Consider the following 21,907-nt stretch of genomic DNA (forward strand, 5'->3'; position numbering starts at 1 on the left):
GCTGCGCATATTCAGGTTCCCGGGATATAGGTTTGCAGGAAACGCGTGGCGAAATAGGCCGCCACGCAGCCGAGAATGGCCGCAGGCGCTGGCTGCGGCAGGCTGGCGGCCAGGGCCAGGCCATCCAGCAGGCTGACGGCGGCGATCATCCGCGCCACCGCCTGTCCGACCGCGCCGGGCGCGGAACGCTTGAGCAGCCGAGCCGCGGCGAGCGCCAGCGCGGCGGTCAACGCGATGGCCAGCAGCGCGGCGAGCGTCAGCGTTTGCCAGGCTTGGGGGGCTCCGTCCGGGATGAAGCGGACAAGCGCCAGCAGCGCGTAGGCCAATGGCGGCAGGCCGAGCACCGCCAGCGGCCAGAGGGTGCCGATGCGGTCCAGGCTTTCCTGTTTGGCGGCGTGGCTGAGGCCGACGATATGGGCCAACAGCAAAGCGGCGGCGAGACACAGCAGAGGCGGGGTGCCGCCGGCGAAGGCCGAGCCGACGCACAGGCACAGCAGGGCGCGGCAGGCTCCCATTAGCAGCGGGCTGCAGGCGTTGTCCTTATGCCAGACGTTGTACAGCACGATGGCCGATGCCAGCAGCGCGCCGTAGAACCGGCTGTGATCGTTGCCGTATAGCCCCAGCAGCAGCCAGCCGGCCAGCAGCATGCCGAAGCCGCAGGCGAAAACCGTTTGCGCGCGCGCTTCGCCTGACGGGATGGGGCGCTGGGGGCGCTCGCGGGCATCGATTTCGCGGTCGAAGGCGTCGTTGAGGTACATGCCGCCCACGTAGAACAGGCACATCGACAGCATCAACGGGGGCAGGGCCGCCAGGTCTGCCAAGCTCAAGGCATGCCCGCCGGACGCGGCGCCCAGCAGCGCGGCGGCCAGCGCGTTGCTGAGCACGGTGGGCAGATTGGAAACACGGCCCAGGCGCAGCCAGGCCGGCATCGATGAAACGGCGTCAGCGCTCATGGCGCAGCTCCTTCAGAACGGTGTGCAATTCGAGCGCGATGGCCTGGGCCTTGGGCATGGCGCGCAGCTGGGGCGGCAACACGTCCCAGGTATAGGTTTCCACTTCGAGATGGGGACTGACGGCCTGCCGGCGCAGCATGCCGAGCACCGCGTCCAGGCTGTCGCGGGTGTTGGCCAGGCCCGCTTCCGGCGGCGCTTGCCAAAACAGCGGCACGTGGCAGTGCACGCGCCATGATTCCCGCCGGACGGCGTCGGGCGGCAGGCTCAGCGCTTGCGGCAGGTCCGGGTGGTGTTGCAGGCCGGACGCATCGCGCCTGACCACCTGATGCAGGTAAATCCCGTCGTCGAAGGTTCGCAATTGAATGGCGGCGCGCTCATCCATCGTTTCTACCCGCAGAGCGCAGGACAGCTGGATCTTGGCGACGCGGATGCCGGCGTCGAGCAGCGAGGCCAGCGCCGCGCATGGGTCCTCGAATTCGACCGCGCCATGGCATACGTCGTAGCAGACGCCGAGGTGCCTGCGCGCCAATTCCAGCGCATCGCGCCGCGCGCAGCCGGCCTGCCGGGCCAGCTGCGCCAGATTGTCCTCGGCAAACCAATATCGCTGGAAGAAAGACAGCGCGTCGGCGGCGTTTTCCAGCAGGCAGGCCGGCTCCGGCTCCAGCGCCAGGACGATTTCCTTGCCGGTTTCGCGCATCAGCCGGTTGAGTTCCAGCACGGCCAGCCGCAATTGCGGCAGCGAGTCCGCCATCGCCGCTGCGCGGTCGCCGTCGGCGAAGCCCAGCGGCACGGTGGAGATGCTTCCCTCCACGTCCGCAGGCAGCAGCGCGGCCAGCGCCCGCGCGCAATGCTGGGTGTAGGTGGCGCGCTGGGGGCTGCGCCAGTCGGGCTGGTAGACTGCCTGCTTTACCGGTTTCTGATGAAAGTTTCCCCAAGGGAAGGCGTTGATGGTGAACACATAGGCATGCAGCGGCTCCAGCCGGGCGGCGAAGGCGCGCAGCGCGTCTTCGCTCAGCAGGCTTTCCGCCGCCTGGGCGGACAGCCTCAGCCCCAGGCCGAACGGTGCGTCGGTGGGAAGCGCCCGCCATTCCTCCAGATGGGCGCGGATCGCCGGCAGAAAATCATCCAGGCTGGCTTCGACCTCGGCCAGGCTGTCGCCGGCATGGATGTTGGTGCAGTAGGAGAGATGCGCGGGCAGGGGCAGGTGCGCCAGTTTCATCGTCCGGCTCCGCAGACCGTTTCGTGCACGCAGGTGCGCGCATCGGGCAGGGCGGCGACGTGCCGCTGCTGCAGCCAGAGGATGCTCTGCATGACGCGCTCCCCGTCTATGGCGTTCATTTCGCGGCCGTGGCCCAGCTCTTCCAGCAGGGTCACGCACAGATCGCCGCCCAGGTGTTCGCGGAATTCGCCTAGGCCTTGCAGCAGCGCTAGCCGGCCATGCTCGTCTTGGGCCAGCAGCTGTTCGTGCCATAGCTCGAAGCCCAGCGCGCGCAGCAGTCGCCAGACTCGGGCCTCGTCTCCCGCGGGCAGCAGTCCTGCCAATGCCGAATAGCGCGCGTCGCAGGCGACGCCTATGGCCACGGCCTCGCCGTGGTTCAGCGCGTGGCCGCTCAGTCGTTCGAGTTTGTGGGCGATCCAGTGGCCATAATCCAGCGGGCGGGCCGAGCCCTGCTCGAATGGATCGCCGCCCTGGGTGATCTGGCGCAGATGCAGCGCCGCCGAGCGTTGTATCAGTTCTTCCAGGTCTGGCTGCTCGAAGCGGGCGAGCGCGTCGGCCCGGGCTTCCAGCCAGCGGAAGAATGACGCGTCGCGGATCAGCGCCACCTTTACCGCCTCGGCCATGCCGGCGCGCTTCTCGCGCGCGGGCAAACCATCTATCAGCGCCGCGTCATTGATCACGGCCCAGGGCACGGCGAAGCTGCCGATCAGGTTTTTCTGGCCGTTCCAGTTGATGGCGTTTTTGACGCCGACGCCGCTGTCGGCCTGAGACAGCACCGTGGACGGCAGGCGGATGTGGCGCACGCCGCGATGGAACAGGGATGCGGCGAGTCCAACGGTATCGAGCACGGCACCGCCGCCTATGGCCAGCGCGTAGGAGTGGCGGTCTATATTGCGGTCGGCCAGAGCCTGCAGCAGCCGCCACAGGTGCTGGGGATCGTTCTTGCAGGCTTCTCCGCCCGGCAGAGGCACGATCTCTCCGGCTATTTCCAGATGGGCGGCGTGCGTGTCCGCGTAGCCGCGGATGCGCTGCGGCAGTTCCGGGCAGGCGCACAGCACCCCGTCGTCGACGAAGACCGCCACGCGGTGTCGCTTGGCGGGTTCGCGGCGGCGCAGGACCTGGAGCAGCGAGGGATTTTCCGCGGCGAAGGCGTCGCGGGTGTGGATCACGCTGAAGTCATGGTTCAGTTGCAGGCGTTGATGCGAATCCGGCCGAGCATCCGCTGCTGCGGCGCGGGAGGTCGGGAGTAGGCGAACAGGGTCCGTTCCGGCCAGTTTCATCGGCATCTCCTTGTTCGAAGGCTACGCGTTCCGGAAGGCTTGCGGGAACGCGTAGCCATGGGGGATCAACGGATCAGCATGAACGGCGGGGCCGCCATCAGGTTGGACGCATTGCCGCCGACCGGACATTGCGCGACCTGCTGGGCTTGCAGCTTCAACTGGTACATCAGGCCCATCGCCCGGTCCATGGCGGCCGGTTTGCCGTTGAACACCTGATTCAGGCTGGTCAGCAGCATCTGGTAGGCATCGTAGAAGCGTTGGGCGGCGACGGAGGCGGATGAGCCGGGCAGGTAATCGCTGACGGCGGCGTTGGGCAGGAAGTTGTAGATCTGGCTTTCATCCAGCGGCACCGGCGCGCCGTTGTACGACCAGCCCGATACGGCTTCGGGGTCTGGCATCAGCTCGCGGCCGTAAAAGATCTCGCCGAACTTGAAATAGTGCGCGTAGCTGCCGTCGCCGTCGCCAGGGCTGACATTCTCGACGGACACGCCTCCGTTTCCGCCGTGACGATGCCGCGGCAGGATCGATTCATTCAGATTTGCCTTCCTGAGTTTGCCCTCGATTCTCTGGCCTTCGAGATTTCCCTGGCTCTCGCCTCCGGTTTCTATGCCTTCGCCCTGGACGATGATGGTGTTGATCGCCATCGCCGCATCGTCGAGATTGCGGATCTGGCCATTCGCAGGCGCGGTGGGAACCGGCGGGAACCACTTGCTGATGTCGAGCTGCTGTTCCAGCCTGGGGGTGGAGAACAGTTCCGGGTTATTGGCGTTGGCGATGGTGAGGGCGGTCAGCAGCGCCTTGTAGAACTGGCCGATGGAGCCGAATTCGCCAGGCACGGCGGGAGTCGGTTGCGGCTCCACCTCGCCTGGCAGGATTTCCCCAGGTTTGGTCTCCGGGCGCTCTATCGCCATGAACACGTTTTTCAGTTGCGGCTTGCTGAGCGCGGCCAGTCCCACCTGAAGGTTGTTATCGATCTGATCCGGTAGCGGCCCGGGGTAAGTCAGGGATCGGCCAATGGCGACGATGTCCGGATTGCCGCCGATGGCGATCAGGATGTTGGAGGCGAGCGTCAGGTGCAGCATCTCCTCGGTGACGATGGATTGAATCAGCGCGGAGGCTCTTTGATTGCCGCCGGGCATGATGGAAAACAGTCCGGTCAGATAAGGAGGGATGGTGGAAAACTCAAGCGCGATCGCAGTGTTCACGGCTTTTTTCAGCTCGTCCAGGCTACAGCCCTTCAATAGCTGATCGATGATGCTCTGTTTGATGCGCAGCATATTCGTACCCTTTCAGGATGGAGGCGCGGATTATTTGGCCGGGCAATCGGGCTTGCCGTAGCTGACTAAGCCTTGCGGGCAGTCTTTTTGCGAACCTCCGCCTCGGGTGGGGCAGCGCTTGCCGAACATGTCCAACATGCTGGGCGGGCGGCCTTGTTCTTGCAGCACGCTGTCGAAATACTTGATCAGCGCCTGGCGCTTGCTGCTGGACAGATCCCGGGTGACCGGCATCTGGTCTGGGTCGTCGTCCGGTTTGTCCAGCACGAACTTGAGGATGAAGGCGTTGGCGTCCGCCTGCTCTTTCTTGGAAAAATCGAACAAGCCCTGGCTCATCACCGGGTACAGGTTGGCGTACTGTTGCAGGATGGGCTGCACGTCTTCCCAGGTGACCGTATCGGGGACCACGTAGGTGGAGCGGACGACGATCACGTACTGGTCGAACATCTGCTGTACCGTCGGTTGCGGCGCCGCCGACTTGGGGGTGGATGGGTCGGACGCGAAGTTGTAGGCATAGTTGAACAGCTGGCCATCGATGTAATAGCGCGGGTAACCCAGGGCCTGCGGACCGTTGAAGGTAAGCTTCACCATGCCGTTGGCGTTGGTGCGCGCAGCGTTCTGGGCGAAGCGGACTTGCTCCGCCGGCACGTTGAAGGTGGGGGCCGGAGCCTTGGGCGTTGTTTCCGGCGGAGTGTCGGAGGGGCAGTCGCCCACATCCACCTGGGGACCGGTGGAGGTGACGGCCAGGGTGACGTCGCCATTGACCAGCGGCACGCCATATTGCGCGACGTAAACGTCTGAGTCCAAAACGTTGGCCTCCGCGTCGTTGGGGTCAAGGCGCAGCGCGAATTGGTCGGCGCGCACTTCCCAGCCGCCGCTTCCTTCGCAGCACAATAGCAAGGCGATGCCGGTGTCGGGATTGGCTGAAGTCAGCAACGCCAGCGGCAGTTGGTTGATGCTCGCTTGCATGGACGCGGGAATCGGCACCGCGACAATGCCGCTGCGGCTGAGCAGACTGGCATTGCTGATGTCGATGGTCGCCAGCGGCTGATATTGCGCAGCTGCGGGAGCCGGAACGGTTTGCCCCGGCTGCAGATAAGGACTGGTCGGCAGCGTCTGCGATGTCAATTGGGCGATGATCAGGGGTTGCTGCCACAGCTGTTGGCTATTGCCTTCTTTAGGGGCTGCTGGATTGCCGCTGCCCCTGCCGCAGAGAATGTCTACCTCGTAAGTCGTTTCCGGCGTGCTCATAGGCCTTGGGCGGCTGCCGTCTGCCGGAGTTTGCGAGGGTTTGTAGACCAAGGGCAGCGCATTGCTGAGGTCCACGTACAGCGTGCTGTTTTGGGTTTTGTCGTTTGTCACCACTTGCGCGCTGAACCAGCCGACATTGGGAACATAATCTTGCGGCTGGTAAGCGTCGGACGGCAGCAGATTATTGGCGGGAATGAAGCGGCGGCCCAGAATGAAGGATTCCGGTTCGGTCTCATAAGCGGGGCCGATGGCGCCCAGCAGGATGCCGTAGGAAAAGAAGCTTTCGCCCAATGAGTCGTCGTAGCCGTAAGTGGTGAGCCGCAGCGACAGGATATTTCCCTGCTGCTCGCAGATGGCTTTCAAGGCTTGCAGCACCGGGCTGTCGATCTTGTCCAGATCCCATTCCACATGAGTGAGCTGAGTCTGCCAGATGGCGGAGGCCGCGCTGTCGCCCGATATATTGCCCACCCGGTTGAACCACAAGTCGCGGAAGGGGTTGGGCGCGTATTGGCCGCGCATCAGCACTTGTCCGCTGGCGGCGCGCAGGGTGATCACTTGGCCGTAAATACAGGAAGCCAGCTGCCAGTCCGGGTCCAGGTCCACCATCTTGCCGGAAGGCTGGTCGTTGGCGTTGCCCACGAGCAGGCCGACAGCGGCGTCTTCGCCGCTGCTCAGGATTTCCTGGCCGTCCGGTCCCAGCGCCGATTGCACCACGCAATTCTTCAGTCCGAAAATGCCGGTGCCCCAAGGGTTCCACCAGCCGTTGTTGATCGAGAGCTGAGCGCCGCCGGCGTCTTCCTGCACGGGCGGCTGGTAACGCGGCTCCTGGAAGCGCTGTTCAAAGGTGGCGTTGTCGAAATGGCGCGGATCGTTGTTGACGGTGGAGACATCGGATTGAAACAGGCCAGAGAAGGCCAGACGGGGGTACTGGAGATAACTCATGCGATAGCTCCTCGATAAGGTTGCTACGGTCTTGAGCGGTTTTGCGATGCGGCGGAAACGACCAATACGGGAAGGATGCGAGCATCAGCTGTATTTCTAGGGGAGGGTTTCAACAATTTCAATGACAATTGGCTGTTTTGATTCTATTGTGGAGTTTATTGGTATCTAACATGCCTATATCGGCAGATGAGACCAGGACGGTGGTTTCCGGGCGGGGCGAGCCAGGCGGTAGATTAGGCCGTGTCGCCGCGCGTTTCTTGTCCGAGTTGCCGCAAGCCGCGTGATAGGGGAAAGGTGGATGTATGCAACCGCTGCTTCTGCTTGATATCGTTGGCCTGACATCGCGCCTCATCGGCGAGTACACGCCCCGCTTGGCCGAGTTTGCCGGCCAGGGCACCGTCAGGACTTTGAGCAATATCGTGCCGGCGGTGACCTGTTCGGTGCAGGCGAGCATGTTGACCGGGCTGACGCCGGAGCAGCACGGCATCGTCGGCAACGGCTGGCTGTTCCGCGAGCTGGCTGAGGTCTGGTTCTGGCGCCAGTCCAACCGCCTGGTCCATGGCGAGCGCTTGTGGGAAGCGGGCAAGCGGCACGATCCAGACTTTTCCAGCGCCAATCTGTTCTGGTGGTACAACATGGCGTCCAGCCATGATTTCGGCGCGACGCCGCGTCCCATTTACAAGGCGGATGGCCGCAAGCTGCCCGATTGCCACACCAAACCCGCCGAGTGGCGGGACCGGCTGACGGCGGAGCTGGGACCGTTCCCCTTGTTCCATTTCTGGGGGCCGGCTACTTCCATCGCGTCCAGCCGCTGGATCGCCGAAGCCAGCAAGCTGGCGATGGCCGATTTTCGCCCCCGCCTGTTGCTGAGCTATCTTCCCCATCTGGATTACGATCTGCAGCGCCACGGCCCGGATCTGGAGCACCCCGCGGTGCAGCAGTCCCTGCGGGACATCGACTCGGTGGCGGGGGATTTGATCGCCCATGCGCGGGAGCGGGGCTATCAGGTGATGGTGGTGTCAGAGTACGGCATCACCCCGGTGAGCCGCGCGGTGCATCTGAACCGCCATCTGCGCGAAGCGGGCCTGCTGCAGGTGCGGCATGAGGCCGGCGCGGAAATCCTGGATCCCAGCCAATGCCAGGCGTTCGCCGTGGCGGACCACCAGATCGCCCATGTCTATTTGCAGCCCGGGCTGGGCGCGCGCAAGGCGGCGGAAGTGGAGGAGGCGCTGTGGTCCATCCCGGGCGTGGCGGGGGTGTGGCAAGGGCGCGCGCGCGGCGAACTCGGCCTGAACCATGAGCGCGCCGGGGATTTCGTCGCGCTGGCCGAGGATGAGGCCTGGTTCAGCTATTACTACTGGCTGGACGACGCCAGGGCGCCGGACTTCGCGCGTACGGTGGACATCCACCGCAAGCCTGGCTACGACCCGGCAGAACTGTTCATCGACCCGAACATCCGCTTCCCTAAGCTGGCCGTGGCCAGCAGGCTGGGCAGGCGCGCGCTGGGCATGCGCAGCCTGATGGATGTGATCGGCTTGGACGCCGGCGTCGTCAAGGGATCGCATGGGCTGCCCGCGCGCGATGCCGCGGACGCGCCGCTGTTGATCAGCGATTGCGCTTTCGCTTGCGAAGGGGAGCTGTCCGTCACCGACGTCAAAGCATTGGCCTTGCAGGCGATGTTCGGCGTGGATGCGGCCCAGGCGGGGTCGAAAGCGCGCGGGCTGGTGGGCAGCGCCTGAGGACAAGCTGGAGCGGCGAGGCTAAAGAACTAAAGAAAGCCTCGCCGTCCGAGGGGCGCGAATCCACGACTCGCCGCCGCTTACCTCTTGCCAGCCGCCTCCTCGCGCCGCCGCTTGGCCTCTTCCAGCAGGTAGACCTGATAGTCGTCCAGATCGCCGTCGAAGTCGCTGACGCCGCCGCGCGACACCATCCAGAATTCGTCGCATACCGCGCGCAGCAGCGCCCGGTCGTGGCTGACCAGCATCACCGAGCCTTCAAACTCGTTCAGCGCCACGCTCAGCGCCTCGCGCGTGGCCAGGTCAAGGTGGTTGGTGGGTTCGTCCAGCAGCAACAGATTAGGGCGCAGCCACACGATCATGCACAGCACCAGCCGCGCCTTTTCCCCGCCGCTCATGCTGCCCACAGCTTGCTTGACCATGTCGCCGCTGAAGTTGAAAGTGCCCAGGAAATTGCGCAGGCCCTGCTCGCGGCAGTCGTTGGCCGGCGGGCGCAGTTGCGCCGGGGTTTCACGCGCCAACCGCAGCATGTGTTGCAGCGGGTCGTCCTCCGGCCGCAGCACGTCCAGCTCCTGCTGCGAGAAGTAGCCGATATTCAGGCCTTTGCCGCGGATGATCTCGCCGCTGGTGGCTACCAGCGCTTCTGCCACTGTTTTGACCAGCGTGGACTTGCCTTGGCCGTTGGCGCCGAGAATGCCGATGCGCTGCCCGGCCAGCACCGAGCGGTTCACGCCTTTGACAATCACGGTGGGCGGCGTGCCTGCCGCGGCGTCTTCCGGCGCCGGATAGCCGAACGAGGCCTGCGACATGGTCAGCATCGGGTTGGGCAAACTGCCCGGCTCCTTGAACTCGAACTGGAACTCGGCGTCGGCCAGCACCGGCGCGATCTTCTCCATCCGCTCCAGCGCCTTGACGCGGCTTTGCGCCTGCTTGGCCTTGCTGGCCTTGGCCTTGAAGCGGTCGATGAACTTTTGCAGGTGCGCTATTTTTTCCTGCTGTTTGGCTTGGGCGGCCTGCTGCAGAATCATCTGCTCGGCGCGCATGTCCTCGAACTTGCTGTAGTTGCCGCCGTAACGCACCAGCTTGCCGTGGTCGATGTGCAGGGTGACATTGGTCACCGCGTCCAGGAATTCGCGGTCATGGCTGATCACCACCATGGTGCCGGCGTATTGCTTGAGCCAGGCTTCCAGCCAGACCAGCGCGTCCAGGTCGAGGTGGTTGGTCGGCTCGTCCAGCAGCAACAGGTCCGACGGGCACATCAGCGCGCGCGCCAGTTGCAAGCGCATGCGCCAGCCGCCTGAGAAGCTGTTCACCGGCTGCTGCAGCTCGGCCACGCTGAAGCCCAGGCCCAGGATCAGCGCCTGGGCGCGGGCGGGAGCGTCGTGCTCGCCGGCATCGTTCAGGGCGGTGTAGGCATGCGCCATGCGCATGTAATCTTCGCCCGCTTCGGCTTCGGCCACTTCGCGCCGCGCCGCCAGCAAAACGGTATCGCCCTCCACCACAAACTCCGTGGCGGTTTGCGACGTTTCCGGCATGTCCTGCGCCACCTGCGCCATGCGCCACTGGCTGGGAATGGAGAAATCGCCGCCGTCTTCGTGCAGGCTGCCGTTCAGCACTGCGAACAGCGAAGACTTGCCCGCGCCGTTGCGTCCTACCAGGCCGACCTTTTCGCCGGGATTGATGCTGACGGTCGCGCCGTCCAGCAAGACTTTAGTGCCGCGGCGCAAGGCCACGTTTTTCAGAATGATCATTGGGAATAGCCGTGCTGCAAAATTTTAGGGAGCGAGAAAATAGCAGTTCTGGCGACCGCTTGCGTCCCGATGGAATGCGATGAATCAATAGCGCCTTCGGACAAAATTCCAAGGCACGCGGGGGATTATACGCAGATGCAAGCCGCCGGAGGGCGGGCGGCTTGCATTTGTAGACCGGCGAGCTTCAATTGCATCAAGCATTCTGAGCCCGGCATACAGAAAGGCACGCAAACAGCCGCATTCCTGGATCGCCATCCATGCCGGCCATGATTCGCTGCCGCGTCGGTCGCTTCTCGGGCGCCAACTCTCCAGCGCTACCTGCATTTTTCCTGCAAGCATCTATGATGGAGATGCAAGGACATGTTTGGCTCACCGGCGCAGGCCGGGAACCGAGACTACATGGGGAGGCATAAGATGAAGCTGGACGATTTCAATGTGGTGGCTGACCTGATCGGCATGAAAAAACGTTCGCGCGAGGCGGTGTGGCTGATGGAGGTGGAAGGCATGACAGGCTACTTCGCCGCGCAGCAGATGGACATCAGCGAATCCACCGTATCCCGCGCCCACGCGCGTTTCCGCCGCGCGGTCGGCAAGCTCAATACCCTGTCGGGGCACTTGCCCCTAGGCTGAATAACCGTTCATTGCAGCACATTGGCCCGGAGCGTGTTTCCTCCGGGCCTTTTGTCGTGGTGGATAGGGTTCTGGCGGGTTTGGCATACTGTCCGCACCCCGGACAACAGGAGCGGCGAGCATGGCGATTCGGCACGGCATCGATCTGGACAGGGCGCGCGCTGTGCATGCGCGCGAGACGGAGGATTTCCTGGCGAGACATCCGCGTTCGCTGGCGCTGGCGGAGCGGGCCGGCGGGCATTTGCTGTTCGGCGTGCCGCTGCACTGGATGGATGATTGGCCGACGCCGCGCTCGCTGTTCCTGGCCGAGGCGAGGGACGCGAAACTGACCGATGTCGACGGTCATGTCTATGCTGATTTCTGTCTGGGCGATACCGGCGCGATGTTCGGCCATTCGCCGGCGCCGGTGGCGGAGGCCATCGCCCGCGAGTCGGCGCGGGGCTTGACTGCGATGCTGCCCGGCGAGGACGCGCTGTGGGTGGCGGAGGAACTGTCGCGGCGCTTCGGCCTGCCGGTGTGGCAGTTCGCGTTGTCGGCCAGCGACGCCAACCGATTCGCCATCCGTTGGGCGCGGGCCGTCACCGGGCGAGACCGGATACTGGTGTTCAACGGCTGTTATCACGGCACGGTGGACGATGTGTTCGTTGACCTGGCTGGCGGCGAGGCTGTGCCCAGAGCCAGCCTGCTAGGCCAGGTTTACGATTTGACCGATCACAGCCGTGTGGTGGAATTCAACGACCTGGCCGCGCTTGAGGAGGCGCTCGCCGATGGCAGCGTCGCCTGCGTGCTGGCCGAACCGGCGATGACCAATATCGGCATGGTGCTGCCCGACCCCGGCTATTGGGAGCAGGCGCAGGCCATCATCCGCCGCCACGGCAGCCTGTTGCTGCTGGATGAAACCCACACCATCAGCTGCGGCCCGGGCGGCTATGCCGCCGCGCATGGCTTGCGGCCGGACATGCTGGTGCTGGGCAAGCCGCTGGCCGGCGGATTGCCGGCCGCCGCCTACGGCTTCAGCGCCGAACTGGCGGCGAGGGCCCAGCAGGCCAAGCGCGCCGCGCCGCCCGGGCATTCCGGCATCGGCACCACGCTGAGCGCCAACAGGCTGGCCTGCGCGGCGATGCGCGCCAATCTGGCTGAGGTGATGACCGAGGGCAACTACCGGATCATGTTCGAGCGCGCCGGCCGGCTGGCTCAGGGCTTGCGCGAGCTGTTCGCCCGTTTCGCCTTGCCCTGGTGCGTGACCCTGTTGGGCGCGCGTTGCGAGTTTCAGTTCACTGCCAGGCCGCCGCGCAATGGCAGCGAGGCAGAAGCGGGGCAGGACGAAGAGCTGGAGCGCTGTGTCCATCTGTACCTGTTGAACCGAGGCCTGTTGATCACGCCGTTCCACAATATGCTGCTGTTCAGTCCGCACACGTCGGAGGCCGATGGGCAACGCTTGCTGGAAGCTTTCAGCGCATGGCTGGAGGGGGCCGTAGCCTGAGTGTGTGGAAGGATGCCGGCTTCTGTTAATTTGCGTGTCATCGCCGAAGGCTCGGTCAGGCCGAATGGTATAACCAAGTCATCGGGCCGGGTGGGCCTGCTTGCCCTGAGTGGATGCCATGCGTTTCGCGATTACCCTTTCCGACCGTTTCAAACCGGTGCTCGATGTTTTCCTGCAGGCGGGATGGCAGCCGGTGAAGGTGTTTTGCACGCCGGTGGACCACCGGATGCATCACAACAAGATGTCGGTAGGCTTTGCCGAGCAGCGCAAGCTGCCGCTGCAGCTGTCGCCGATGCGGCCGCGGGATCTGGAAGAACTGGCTGAGCTGGGGTGCGAGGCATTGCTGGTGGGCAGCTACAACTGGCGCATACCCGACTGGACCCCGTATCTGAAATACGCGATCAATTTTCATCCTTCTCTGCTGCCGATGGGCCGTGGGCCGTATCCGCAGGTGCGCGCCTTGCTGGAGGGCCATCGCGAATGGGGCTGCAGCTGCCATAAGGTGAGTCCTGAGTTCGATGCCGGGGACATCCTGGCGCAGGAGCGTTTCGCGCTGGGCGAGACCGATAGCCACCAGATGCTGGACATCAAGCTGCAACTGGCGCTGCACCGGCTGAGCCATAAATTGGCCCATGATTTCGAGCGCCTGTGGAGCGAGGCGAGGCCTCAAGGGGAGGGCGGCAGCTATTGGCCGCTGTGGTCCGACGGCGACCGGATGCTGGATTTCAGCCGCACCACGGCGGAGCTGCTGCGCCAGGTGCGGGCTTTCGGCGATTTCGAGTGCGCGGCTGTGGTCAACAATGTCACGTTTTTCGTCCATCGCGCCGAAGGCTGGAGCGAGACGCATGGCTTCGCGCCGGGCAGCCTGGTTTACTCCCAGGCAGAACAGTTGCTAGTGGCGACTGGCGACGGGATGCTGCTGATCAGCGAATGGAGCCTGTATGGGCCGGACGCAGTGACGGGGAGGGGCCGGCGTTGAGACAAAAGGGCATTTGCGTGATCCTGACGGCATTTTTGTGGCGTGAATGCCGCGGGATTGTCCTGAGCGGGATCGATTGATTGACCCTGTCGGGCGATTGTTAAAAAATGTGAACGGTTGGGGAGTGATCGGCAGGCGTGCGGAACGCCGGCTGGAAATCGCCGCAGGGGCATGCGCCTGGCGGCGATTGTTTTTATGGCTGGGCGGATGAGGTCGGCGCGGAAGCGCGCTGAATGGGAATGATCAGGTTTTTGTTGTTGTTTTGCGCGTTTTGCGTCGTGGTGCTGGCGGCGAGCTGGCATGAGCTGGGAAATGAGCTGCCGCCGCGCGTATGCGTGGTGTGCGCCGACAAGTCCGCCGCGCGGGTGGCGGCTGCGGAGCCGCTGGATGGCGTGGAAAGGCTGGCGCTCGCGGCCGAGTTGATGTCTCGCAGCGAGAGCATGCGGGACGCGAAGAAATGGTTCGCGCTGGATTTGCTGGTGCTGGGCGTGGCGGTGTTGTGCCTGCTGGGCTATCTGCGCGGCATGCGCGAGCAGGAAGACTGGTAAGGGGGAGGAAAGCGGCGTCCGCGGCGAGGCGGACGCCGTTTTTCCATTCGGGGCGCGGCGGGCGGAAGAGCTCGCCGCGCCCCTTGCGCTTACAGCACTTCGCCGGCGTAGTCGGCCAGCCGCGAGCGCTCGCCGCGCTGCAGCGTGATGTGGGCCGAGTGGCCCCAGCCTTTGAAGCGGTCCACCACGTAGGTCAGGCCGGAACTGCCTTCGGTGAGGTAAGGCGTGTCGATCTGGCTGACGTTGCCCAGGCAGACCACCTTGGTGCCGGGGCCGGCGCGGGTGATCAACGTCTTCATCTGTTTCGGCGTCAGGTTCTGCGCCTCGTCGATGATCAGGTACTTGTTGAGGAAGGTGCGGCCGCGCATGAAGTTAAGGCTTTTCACCTTGATGCGGCTGCGGATCAGGTCGCGGGTGGCGGCGCGGCCCCAGTCGCCGCCGTCGTCGTCGCTCTTGTTCAGCACGTCCAGGTTGTCCTCCAACGCGCCCATCCACGGCGCCATCTTTTCCTCTTCGGTGCCGGGCAGGAAACCGATGTCCTCGCCCACCGGCACGGTGACGCGGGTCATGATGATTTCGCTGTAGATCTTCTGTTCCAGCGTCATCGCCAATCCGGCCGCCAGCGTCAGCAGCGTCTTGCCGGTGCCGGCCTGGCCCAGCAGGGTGATGAAGTCGACGTTGGGGTCCATTAGCATATTGAGCGCGAAGTTCTGCTCGCGGTTGCGCGCGGTGATGCCCCAGACGTTGTTCTTGTTGTGGCTGTAATCCTTCAGCGTCTCAAGAACCGCGGTCTTGCCCTCCACCTTGATCACCCGCGCCTGGAACGGTTTTTCGCCCTCATGCCATAGCAGCTGGTTGACGTAAAGCCCGTTGCAGTCCGGTCCGGCCAGCTGATAATAGCTGCGGCCGTGGTCTTGCCAAGACTTCATGTCCTTGCTGTTGCGTTCCCAGAAGATCTGCTCGATCTCGCGCGTGCCGGTGTACAGCACGTCGGTGTCTTCCAGCACCTTGTCGTTGAAGTAGTCTTCGGCTTCCAGGCCCAGCGCGCGGGCCTTGATGCGCATGTTGATGTCTTTGGACACCAGGATGACGGCGCGGCCTTCGTAATGGCCTTTCAGCGCCATCACGATGCCGAGGATCTGGTTATCGGCCTTGCCCATGGGCAGCGAGGAGGGAAGGGTGCCGTTGATGGCCTGGGTTTGCAGGATCAGCTTGCCGCTGGCGGCGTCGCGGCTGGCGTGTTTGAGGGGGATGCCTTCGGAAATGTCCAGCTCTTTGCCGCTGATGATGTCGTCGAGGAAGCGGCTGGCCTGGCGGGCGTTGCGCGCCACTTCGGACATGCCCTTCTTGTGGGTGTCCAGTTCTTCCAGCGTGATGATGGGGATGAACACATCGTGTTCTTCAAAGCGGTACAGACAGGTGGGGTCGTGCAGCAGTACGTTGGTATCCAGTACGAACAGTTTGCACGCGGTGGTCTTTTTACGGCCGGCCATGATGTGGTCCCCTTGTTCATGTTCTGGCCCGGCCGGTCGGCCGGGCGGCTACGGCTTGCTACTTCAACGTCTTGACGTACGCCAGCACCTCCTCTGCGTGACCGGGCACTTTCACGCCGCGCCATTCGCGCGACACCTTGCCGGAGGCATCGATGACGAACGTGCTGCGTTCGATGCCCCGCACCTGTTTGCCGTACATGTTTTTCATCTTGATGACGCCGAACAGGCCGCAGGCGGTTTCCTCGGCGTCGGACAGCAGCTCGAACGGCAGCTCCAGCTTGGCCTTGAAGTTGTGGTGGGACTTCAGGCTATCGCGGGAGATGCCGACGATTTCGGCGCCCAGCGCGGCGAATTCCGGATGGAGGTCGCGGAAGGCCATGCTTTCATTGGTGCAGCCGGGCGTGTTGTCTTTGGGGTAGAAGTAGATCACCAGCGGCTTGCGGCTGGAGGAGAGCTGAAAATCGGCGCCGGCGGTGCCGGGCAGGGTGAAGTCGGGGCAGGGTGTGCCTGTCATGCATAACTCCTGGTAGTGTGCAGGGGTCCGCCTTGTTTTGAGCTTAGCGGATTATCATTGCGGTTGTCACGTTATCCTTCGTCGCGGATTTCTCCGGGCGCGGGGCGGCGCAAAAGCACCAGTAGCGAGCCGCCCGCGCCGCCGGTTTCCGCCTCGCAGAAAGCCAGCACGTCGGGGTGGTGCTGCAGCCAGCTGCGCACCAGTTTTTTCAGCACCGGCTCTCCCTGCGGCGAGCCGAATCCCTTGCCATGGATCACTTTCACGCATTGGCCGCGGTGTCGGGCCCGATGGATGAACAGCGCCAGCGCGTCCTGCGCCTGATGGCGGGTGTAGCCATGCAGGTCCAGCTGGGCGCAAACCGGCCAGTTGCCCTGGCGCAGCCGCTTCAGCGTGGCGGACGGCATGCCTGGGCGGGCGTACTGTTGCAGCTGGTGGGTGGGTTCGAACCAGCCTATCTGATGCTGCAGGATTTCCAGGCAGGCGGACGCGTGCAGCGCCGGGCCCTGGCTGGGCTTGCGCGGACGGGGGCTGGGCTTGGGAGGCTGAGGGTGATGGCGGTCGTCAGGCTTCAGCGGCTTGACCTTGCCGACCGACTGGCGGAAATCCGCTTCCTCGGGCACTGCAGGCTGCGGCGAGGCCGCCCGCGGCGGGGCGGCCTGGCGCAGCGTCTGGCGAAGGCCCTTCAGAGAGTCCTTGAAGGTCTTCATGGTGCTGGATTCCGGCGCTTACTTCAGGCTGTCGAGATAGCGCTCGGCGTCCAGGGCGGCCTGGCAGCCGGAAGCGGCGCTGGTCACAGCCTGGCGGTAGATGTGGTCCTGCACGTCGCCGGCGGCGAAAACGCCGTCGATGCTGGTCAGGGTGGCGTTGCCGTCGCGGCCGCCCTTGGTGATCAGGTAGCCGGTGGCGTCCATTTCCAGCTGGCCCTTGAAGATGTCGGTGTTGGGCTTATGGCCGATGGCGATGAAGACGCCGGTCAGCGCCAGGTTTTCGCTGGCGCCGTCGTTCAGCTTGACGCGCACGCCGGTCACGCCGGTGTTGTCGCCCAGCACTTCGTCCAGCGTGGCGTTCAGCTTCAGGCTGATCTTGCCTTCGGCGACGCGGCTCATCAGCTTGTCGACCAGGATCTTCTCGGCGCGGAAGGTGTCGCGGCGGTGGATCAGGGTGACGTGCTTGGCGATGTTGGCCAGGTACAGCGCTTCTTCCACGGCGGTGTTGCCGCCGCCTACCACCGCCACATCCTGGTTGCGGTAGAAGAAGCCGTCGCAGGTGGCGCAGGCGGACACGCCCTTGCCGGAGAAGGCTTCCTCGGACGGCAGGCCCAGGTATTGGGCGGAAGCGCCGGTGGCGATGATCAGCGCGTCGCAGGTGTATTCGCCGGCGTCGCCCACCAGGCGGATCGGCTTCTCGCTCAGATGGGTGGTGTGGATGTGGTCGAACAGGATTTCAGTGCCGAAGCGCTCGGCGTGCTGCTGGAAACGCTGCATCAATTCCGGACCCTGCACGCCTTCTGCGTCGGCGGGCCAGTTGTCCACATCGGTAGTGGTCATCAGCTGGCCGCCCTGGGCCATGCCGGTGATGACTACCGGCTTCAGGTTGGCGCGGGCGGCGTAGACGGCTGCGGTGTAGCCGGCCGGGCCGGAGCCAAGAATCAGCAGAGGGCTGTGACGGGGTGCGCTCATGTGTGTTTTCCTGTCGTCAAAAGGGGTGGATTGGCTGACATTCTAGCAGTTTTGTTGTGACAGCAGGCCTGCGGGCCGCTACACTGCAAGCAATGGCAGCGTGTCAAATGTGGAGGTTGGGGTATGGATGCAGTAAGTCAAGTGAGCGCGAATGTCAGCACGAACGCGCAGGCGCTGGTGCTGAAGAAGGCGATGCAGTCGCAATCGCAGGCGGCGATGACGCTGCTGCAGGGCGCTGAGCAGTCCGCCCAGCAGATTCAGGCTTCCAATCCCGCCCATCTGGGACAGAATCTCGACGTCCGCGCCTGAGCCGGCGCAGCGTGCGGAAAAGCGACCTTCGGGTCGCTTTTTTGTTGTCTCCGGTTTGACGGAGCAGGGCATGCTGGCGGGTTTCTTCTTCGGGAAAGGCGCCGCGCCGCGACGTTTGCCGTTTCTGCCGGCTTGACCGGCTCTTGCATTGGTTTGGCGTGATTTTCAAATTCAGCTGTAAAATCATCCAATCATCAGGCTAATTATCAATTCATTCCGACAGTCCAATAATCGACTCCCAAGCAAGCCAACAACCAGGAGCCGATATGAACCGTCTTCCCAATCTGATAAGCGCCAGCCTGCTGGCATTCGTCGCCTGCGCCGCGATGGCCGCCGATGCCTTGCCGCAACCGGCGCGGGTGTTTTCCGAACGCAACGGTGGAAATGCCGCCGCGGTGAAACTGGCGGCCTTGCGTTACGCCGCCTTCTGGAACACCGGCGATCCACGCTACGCCGAGCTGGCGTTGGCCCCGGACTTTCTCGACCGCACGTTGCCCGAGGGGCGGCGCCAAGGTACGGCCGGGCCGTTGCAGGCTTCGCAAACCTTCCGCGCCGCGGTGCCGGATCTGAAGGTGGAAGTCACCGATATGGTGCTGGCCGCCGACCGGGTGGCGCTGCGCCTGCATTTCACCGGCCACTTCAGCGGCAAGTTCGGCGATGTCCAGGGAGCCGGCCAGGCGGTGGATTTCCAGGCTTTCGACCTCTACCGTGTGAAAAACGGCCGCATCGCCGAGAACTGGCACCTGGAAGACAACCTGACCCTATTGAAGCAATTGGGAGCGCTGAAGCCATGAGCGCGGCCATGGACTTTCTGCGGCAAAAAACGGTGGCGGTGCTGGGCGGCACCTCCGGCATCGGGCGAGCTGTGGCGCAGGCCGCGGCTGATGCCGGCGCCCAGGTTTACGTGCTGGGCCGTTCCGTCGCCCAGCCTGGTCCCTGGCAGAGCCTGCAGGCCGATGTCACCGATCTGCACAGCCTGCGCAAAGCCTTCGCCGGCATCGGCCGCATCGACCATCTGATTCTGACCACCGGCGCGCGGGTCGGCTCGCCTAGGTTGGAGGACATGACGAGCGACGATCTGCGCCAGACCTTCGAGGTGAAGTTGTTCGGCAATCTTCTGGCGGCGCAGCAGGCCTTGCCTTACTTGGCCGCGGATGCCTCCATCACTTTCACGTCAGGCCTGCTGTCGCGCAAATACGGCGCCGGCGGCTTGCTCAAGAGCACGGTCAACGCGGCGCTGGAGGCGGCGGCCAGGAATCTGGCCAAGGAGTTGGCTCCGCGCCGGGTCAATGCGGTGAGCCCCGGCGTGGTGGACACCGAGCTGTGGGGCGAACCTGGCGCGGAAGGGCGCGGGGCGGCGATGGCGCGGATCGCGTCCGGGCTGCCATTGGGCCGGGTGGGCAGGCCGCAGGATCTGGCCCAGGCGTATTTGTTCGCGATGGGCAACGCTTTCCTCACCGGCGCGGTGCTGGATGTGGACGGCGGCGGCCTGCTATAGCGGAGGGCGCCATGAAGAAATCGATACCGATCAACCGCCGTCAGTTTCTGGCCAGCGCCACGGCCGGAGGCGCGAGCCTGGCCATGGGGCAGGCCTGGGCGGCAACGGGAAGGACAGGGAAAATGACGCAAAGCAAGAATGAGCAAACCGGATTCTGGCCGGGGGACGCCCGGCTGGTGATTTCCATCTCCATGCAGTTCGAGGCCGGGGCGCAGCCGGAGCGCGGCGCCAGCGGGCCGTTTCCGCCGCTGGACCCGAAGTACGCGGATTTGCCGATGCAGACCTGGTACGACTACGGCGTGAAGGAGGGCATTCCGCGCATGCTGGACCTGTGGGACCGCACCGGCGTCAAGGTCACCTCGCACATGGTGGGGCAGGCGGTGGACCGCAATCCGCGGCTGGCGCGCGAGATCGTCGAGCGCGGCCACGAGGCGGCCGGCCACGGCCAGACCTGGGAGCCGCAGTACTCGATGACGCCGGAGCAGGAGCGGGCCGGTTACCTGGCCAGCATCGCCAGCATCGAGCGGGCCACCGGCACGCGGCCGATCGGCTTCAATGCCTTCTGGCTGCGCGGCACGCCCAACACGCTGGGCATTTTGCAGGAGCTGGGCTTTGCCTACCACATCGACGACATCAGCCGCGACGAGCCGTTCACGGTGCCGGTGAACGGCAAGCCCTTCATGGTGGTGCCGTACACGCTGCGCAATAACGACATCGTCCGCTACGATTCGCCGGCATTGACCGTGGATGGCTATCTGGCCGACCTGAAAGCCGAATTCGACCTGCTGTACCAGGAGGCCGGCCATCGTCGCAGAATGATGTCGATCAGCACCCACGACCGCATCTCCGGCACGCCGGCGCGGGTGAAGGCGCTGGAGACCTTCATCCGCTACGCGCAGGGCCATCCCGGCGTGCGCTTCATGCGCAAGGACGAGATCGCCCGCTTCGCGCTCACTGCGCCCGGTGTGCCGATGTCTTGACCAGATGGGCTTTCTTCTTGGCGCCGTTCTTCGCGACGGCAGTCTTGGGGCCGGCGGCTTTCCGCGCGGCCTTTTTCGCGCGCGGGGCGGTTGGCTTGGCCTGGGCGATCGCCGCTTTGCCGCGGGCGGCCTTGCCCTTGGCCAACGTGGGTTTGGGCATCGGCGCGGCAACCGGCTTGTAGCCGCTCAGTTCGGCCACCAGCTTGTTCACGCCGTTGCTCAGGTGCTGGTAGTGGGTGCCGCCGCTGCGGGTGAGGCCCACCCATACCGCCACGTCGTTGCGCGGCGCCAGCGCCGCATAGCCCAGGAAACCGCCGCCGCCCGCTGTTTTCTGGATGATTTCCGGCGCGTTGGGGCTGGGTTCCATCCGTATCCAGGCCAGGCCCAGTTGGTCCGCTTGTCCGGCCACGTCCATGCCGCGCAGGCTGTTCAGGTCGGCGCGCTGGAAATGCATGCGCAGGGTTTGGTCGCGCAGCTGGCGGCGGGCCTCGTTCCGCGGGCGGAGCAGCTCCTGCAGCCAGCGTTGCATGTCACGCGGGGTGGAGTAGATGCCGCCGCTGCCTATCGCCGCCGTGGTGTCGACGCAGGGGCTGGCGCCGTAGCCTTCCATCAACCGCGCGCACTGGGCGGGATTGGGGGTGAAGGTGGTGTCCTTCATGCCCAGCGGAACGGTGATTTTTTCTCGGAACAGGACCGGGTAGGGTTTGCCGGAGGCGCGGGACAGCGCGTCGGCCAGCAGATCGAAGCCCAGGTTGGAGTATTGGGCGCGCTGTCCGGGCGCAAGTTTGTTCTTGGTGCCGGACAGCCAGCTCCAGCGTTGCTGGACATTGGGCCAGACGAAAACCGGCGTGTCCTTGGGCTTTTCGCCAGGCATTTCGCGCGGCACGCCGCTGGTGTGGGTGGCGAGGTTGAGCAAGGTGATCGATTGTCCGGCCGGCGGCAACGCCACGCCGGCTGGAGCGTATTTCTGCAGTGGGTCGTCCAGCTTCACTTTTTTGTCCAGCGTCAGCGCGGTCAGCACCTCGCCGGTCATGGCCTTGCTGATGCTGGCGATGCGGACCAGCGAGTCGGCGTCCGGCGTCTGGCGGCTGCCGGAGCGGGTCTCGCCGTAGAAGCGCATCTGGGTCTGATTCTTGTCGATGACCACCATGGTCATGCCGATGGCCCTGCTGTTCTTGAAAATCTGCTGGCCGTAACGGTCTATCGGGGATTCGGCCGGTTGCGCGGCGGCCTGGGCCAGGGTGGAAAGCAGGGGCAGGCCGAGGCTTAGCAGAGGGGAAATTCTCATTGTTGTTCCGTGTTGCTGTTGGGCGCGGACGGCGCCGATGAATCTTTGCGCTGCATTGTATTGCCGCTTTAGTCAGAACGATACGGAAAGATTGCTAATA

At 64.4% G+C, this 21,907-nt stretch carries 20 protein-coding genes; 9 read left to right on the forward strand and 11 right to left on the reverse strand.

Translation table 11 applies throughout. The features are described from left to right. Nucleotides 1–11: 11 nt before the first annotated feature. The 5 genes from ACX17K_RS11035 to ACX17K_RS11055 all read right to left on the reverse strand — a co-directional run bounded on the left by ACX17K_RS11035 (nucleotide 12) and on the right by ACX17K_RS11055 (nucleotide 6,919). Nucleotides 12–953, reverse strand: a complete 942-nt coding sequence (locus ACX17K_RS11035; RefSeq protein ID WP_493774826.1) for a UbiA family prenyltransferase — start codon at nucleotides 951–953, stop codon at nucleotides 12–14. Continuing rightward, entirely contained in the window at nucleotides 943–2,172 is a 1,230-nt protein-coding gene (eboE, locus tag ACX17K_RS11040) for a metabolite traffic protein EboE (RefSeq protein ID WP_493774827.1), read from the reverse strand. Before eboE ends, ACX17K_RS11035 begins: the two co-directional genes overlap by 11 nt. Beyond that, a complete protein-coding gene (locus tag ACX17K_RS11045) occupies nucleotides 2,169–3,452 on the reverse strand; it encodes a 3-dehydroquinate synthase (protein ID WP_493774828.1) in 1,284 nt (427 codons plus the stop codon). The genes eboE and ACX17K_RS11045 overlap by 4 nt, the downstream gene beginning before the upstream one ends. 65 nt (nucleotides 3,453–3,517) lie before the next feature. After that, on the reverse strand, nucleotides 3,518–4,729 hold the full coding sequence (locus ACX17K_RS11050; RefSeq protein ID WP_493774829.1) for a ferritin-like domain-containing protein: 1,212 nt from the start codon (nucleotides 4,727–4,729) through the stop codon (nucleotides 3,518–3,520). A 30-nt stretch (nucleotides 4,730–4,759) separates the two neighbouring features. After that, nucleotides 4,760–6,919, reverse strand: coding sequence for a hypothetical protein (locus ACX17K_RS11055; protein ID WP_493774830.1), 2,160 nt, complete (start codon nucleotides 6,917–6,919; stop codon nucleotides 4,760–4,762). Between the two features lie 302 nt (nucleotides 6,920–7,221). Here ACX17K_RS11055 and ACX17K_RS11060 point away from each other — a divergent pair, with 302 nt between their 5' ends. Beyond that, nucleotides 7,222–8,658, forward strand: a complete 1,437-nt coding sequence (locus ACX17K_RS11060) for an alkaline phosphatase family protein (protein WP_493774831.1) — start codon at nucleotides 7,222–7,224, stop codon at nucleotides 8,656–8,658. An 80-nt stretch (nucleotides 8,659–8,738) separates the two neighbouring features. Here ACX17K_RS11060 and ACX17K_RS11065 read toward each other — a convergent pair whose 3' ends face one another. Next, entirely contained in the window at nucleotides 8,739–10,406 is a 1,668-nt protein-coding gene (locus ACX17K_RS11065) for an ABC-F family ATP-binding cassette domain-containing protein (RefSeq protein WP_493774832.1), read from the reverse strand. Nucleotides 10,407–10,820: 414 nt separating this feature from the next. Here ACX17K_RS11065 and ACX17K_RS11070 point away from each other — a divergent pair, with 414 nt between their 5' ends. The 4 genes from ACX17K_RS11070 to ACX17K_RS11085 all read left to right on the forward strand — a co-directional run bounded on the left by ACX17K_RS11070 (nucleotide 10,821) and on the right by ACX17K_RS11085 (nucleotide 14,046). Beyond that, the gene (locus tag ACX17K_RS11070; protein WP_021475958.1) at nucleotides 10,821–11,036 is read left to right on the forward strand and encodes a sigma factor-like helix-turn-helix DNA-binding protein; all 216 of its coding nucleotides are present in this window, start codon (nucleotides 10,821–10,823) and stop codon (nucleotides 11,034–11,036) included. Nucleotides 11,037–11,157: 121 nt separating this feature from the next. Beyond that, nucleotides 11,158–12,519, forward strand: coding sequence for an aspartate aminotransferase family protein (locus ACX17K_RS11075; protein ID WP_493774833.1), 1,362 nt, complete (start codon nucleotides 11,158–11,160; stop codon nucleotides 12,517–12,519). A gap of 118 nt (nucleotides 12,520–12,637) precedes the next feature. Further along, the gene (locus tag ACX17K_RS11080; protein WP_493774834.1) at nucleotides 12,638–13,498 is read left to right on the forward strand and encodes a methionyl-tRNA formyltransferase; all 861 of its coding nucleotides are present in this window, start codon (nucleotides 12,638–12,640) and stop codon (nucleotides 13,496–13,498) included. A gap of 233 nt (nucleotides 13,499–13,731) precedes the next feature. Further along, nucleotides 13,732–14,046, forward strand: a complete 315-nt coding sequence (locus tag ACX17K_RS11085; protein ID WP_493774835.1) for a hypothetical protein — start codon at nucleotides 13,732–13,734, stop codon at nucleotides 14,044–14,046. Between the two features lie 89 nt (nucleotides 14,047–14,135). Here ACX17K_RS11085 and ACX17K_RS11090 read toward each other — a convergent pair whose 3' ends face one another. The 4 genes from ACX17K_RS11090 to trxB all read right to left on the reverse strand — a co-directional run bounded on the left by ACX17K_RS11090 (nucleotide 14,136) and on the right by trxB (nucleotide 17,732). Beyond that, a complete protein-coding gene (locus ACX17K_RS11090; protein WP_021475961.1) occupies nucleotides 14,136–15,539 on the reverse strand; it encodes a PhoH family protein in 1,404 nt (467 codons plus the stop codon). Between the two features lie 58 nt (nucleotides 15,540–15,597). Continuing rightward, on the reverse strand, nucleotides 15,598–16,053 hold the full coding sequence (locus ACX17K_RS11095) for a peroxiredoxin (RefSeq protein ID WP_046157613.1): 456 nt from the start codon (nucleotides 16,051–16,053) through the stop codon (nucleotides 15,598–15,600). Nucleotides 16,054–16,124: 71 nt separating this feature from the next. Further along, nucleotides 16,125–16,760 carry a Smr/MutS family protein gene (locus ACX17K_RS11100; RefSeq protein WP_493774836.1) on the reverse strand — a complete coding sequence of 212 codons (636 nt, stop codon included), beginning with the start codon at nucleotides 16,758–16,760 and terminating at the stop codon, nucleotides 16,125–16,127. A gap of 18 nt (nucleotides 16,761–16,778) precedes the next feature. After that, nucleotides 16,779–17,732 (reverse strand): thioredoxin-disulfide reductase, encoded by a 954-nt coding sequence (gene trxB, locus ACX17K_RS11105; protein WP_493774837.1) that lies wholly within the window; start codon nucleotides 17,730–17,732, stop codon nucleotides 16,779–16,781. Between the two features lie 123 nt (nucleotides 17,733–17,855). Between trxB and ACX17K_RS11110 the strand changes: the two genes are divergently transcribed. The 4 genes from ACX17K_RS11110 (at nucleotide 17,856) to ACX17K_RS11125 (ending at nucleotide 20,519) form a co-directional block, all read left to right on the forward strand. Next, nucleotides 17,856–18,041 carry a putative motility protein gene (locus tag ACX17K_RS11110; protein ID WP_493774838.1) on the forward strand — a complete coding sequence of 62 codons (186 nt, stop codon included), beginning with the start codon at nucleotides 17,856–17,858 and terminating at the stop codon, nucleotides 18,039–18,041. Between the two features lie 266 nt (nucleotides 18,042–18,307). Continuing rightward, a complete protein-coding gene (locus ACX17K_RS11115) occupies nucleotides 18,308–18,835 on the forward strand; it encodes an ester cyclase (RefSeq protein WP_493774839.1) in 528 nt (175 codons plus the stop codon). Beyond that, nucleotides 18,832–19,539, forward strand: coding sequence for an SDR family oxidoreductase (locus ACX17K_RS11120; RefSeq protein ID WP_493774840.1), 708 nt, complete (start codon nucleotides 18,832–18,834; stop codon nucleotides 19,537–19,539). Before ACX17K_RS11115 ends, ACX17K_RS11120 begins: the two co-directional genes overlap by 4 nt. Nucleotides 19,540–19,550: 11 nt before the next feature. After that, a complete protein-coding gene (locus ACX17K_RS11125) occupies nucleotides 19,551–20,519 on the forward strand; it encodes a polysaccharide deacetylase family protein (protein WP_493774841.1) in 969 nt (322 codons plus the stop codon). On the opposite strand, the gene ampH is transcribed toward ACX17K_RS11125, so the two are convergent. After that, nucleotides 20,491–21,807, reverse strand: coding sequence for a D-alanyl-D-alanine-carboxypeptidase/endopeptidase AmpH (ampH, locus tag ACX17K_RS11130; RefSeq protein ID WP_493774842.1), 1,317 nt, complete (start codon nucleotides 21,805–21,807; stop codon nucleotides 20,491–20,493). The two genes, ACX17K_RS11125 and ampH, sit on opposite strands and share 29 nt — an antisense overlap. Nucleotides 21,808–21,907: the final 100 nt, after the last annotated feature.

Source organism: Chromobacterium sp. INPA-IVC (assembly GCF_059047085.1).

What these genes read in the sequence shown, in the direction of transcription:
- ACX17K_RS11125 (WP_493774841.1), top strand. Translation starts at nt 19,551, where the DNA reads ATGAAGAAATCGATACCGATCAACCGCCGTCAGTTTCTGGCCAGCGCC.
- ACX17K_RS11060 (WP_493774831.1), top strand. Translation starts at nt 7,222, where the DNA reads ATGCAACCGCTGCTTCTGCTTGATATCGTTGGCCTGACATCGCGCCTC.
- ACX17K_RS11050 (WP_493774829.1), bottom strand. Translation starts at nt 4,729, where the DNA reads ATGCTGCGCATCAAACAGAGCATCATCGATCAGCTATTGAAGGGCTGT.
- ACX17K_RS11115 (WP_493774839.1), top strand. Translation starts at nt 18,308, where the DNA reads ATGAACCGTCTTCCCAATCTGATAAGCGCCAGCCTGCTGGCATTCGTC.
- ACX17K_RS11080 (WP_493774834.1), top strand. Translation starts at nt 12,638, where the DNA reads ATGCGTTTCGCGATTACCCTTTCCGACCGTTTCAAACCGGTGCTCGAT.
- ACX17K_RS11075 (WP_493774833.1), top strand. Translation starts at nt 11,158, where the DNA reads ATGGCGATTCGGCACGGCATCGATCTGGACAGGGCGCGCGCTGTGCAT.
- ACX17K_RS11045 (WP_493774828.1), bottom strand. Translation starts at nt 3,452, where the DNA reads ATGAAACTGGCCGGAACGGACCCTGTTCGCCTACTCCCGACCTCCCGC.
- ACX17K_RS11120 (WP_493774840.1), top strand. Translation starts at nt 18,832, where the DNA reads ATGAGCGCGGCCATGGACTTTCTGCGGCAAAAAACGGTGGCGGTGCTG.
- ACX17K_RS11100 (WP_493774836.1), bottom strand. Translation starts at nt 16,760, where the DNA reads ATGAAGACCTTCAAGGACTCTCTGAAGGGCCTTCGCCAGACGCTGCGC.
- ACX17K_RS11085 (WP_493774835.1), top strand. Translation starts at nt 13,732, where the DNA reads ATGGGAATGATCAGGTTTTTGTTGTTGTTTTGCGCGTTTTGCGTCGTG.
- ACX17K_RS11070 (WP_021475958.1), top strand. Translation starts at nt 10,821, where the DNA reads ATGAAGCTGGACGATTTCAATGTGGTGGCTGACCTGATCGGCATGAAA.
- ACX17K_RS11090 (WP_021475961.1), bottom strand. Translation starts at nt 15,539, where the DNA reads ATGGCCGGCCGTAAAAAGACCACCGCGTGCAAACTGTTCGTACTGGAT.
- ampH (WP_493774842.1), bottom strand. Translation starts at nt 21,807, where the DNA reads ATGAGAATTTCCCCTCTGCTAAGCCTCGGCCTGCCCCTGCTTTCCACC.
- ACX17K_RS11065 (WP_493774832.1), bottom strand. Translation starts at nt 10,406, where the DNA reads ATGATCATTCTGAAAAACGTGGCCTTGCGCCGCGGCACTAAAGTCTTG.
- ACX17K_RS11095 (WP_046157613.1), bottom strand. Translation starts at nt 16,053, where the DNA reads ATGACAGGCACACCCTGCCCCGACTTCACCCTGCCCGGCACCGCCGGC.
- eboE (WP_493774827.1), bottom strand. Translation starts at nt 2,172, where the DNA reads ATGAAACTGGCGCACCTGCCCCTGCCCGCGCATCTCTCCTACTGCACC.
- trxB (WP_493774837.1), bottom strand. Translation starts at nt 17,732, where the DNA reads ATGAGCGCACCCCGTCACAGCCCTCTGCTGATTCTTGGCTCCGGCCCG.
- ACX17K_RS11035 (WP_493774826.1), bottom strand. Translation starts at nt 953, where the DNA reads ATGAGCGCTGACGCCGTTTCATCGATGCCGGCCTGGCTGCGCCTGGGC.
- ACX17K_RS11055 (WP_493774830.1), bottom strand. Translation starts at nt 6,919, where the DNA reads ATGAGTTATCTCCAGTACCCCCGTCTGGCCTTCTCTGGCCTGTTTCAA.
- ACX17K_RS11110 (WP_493774838.1), top strand. Translation starts at nt 17,856, where the DNA reads ATGGATGCAGTAAGTCAAGTGAGCGCGAATGTCAGCACGAACGCGCAG.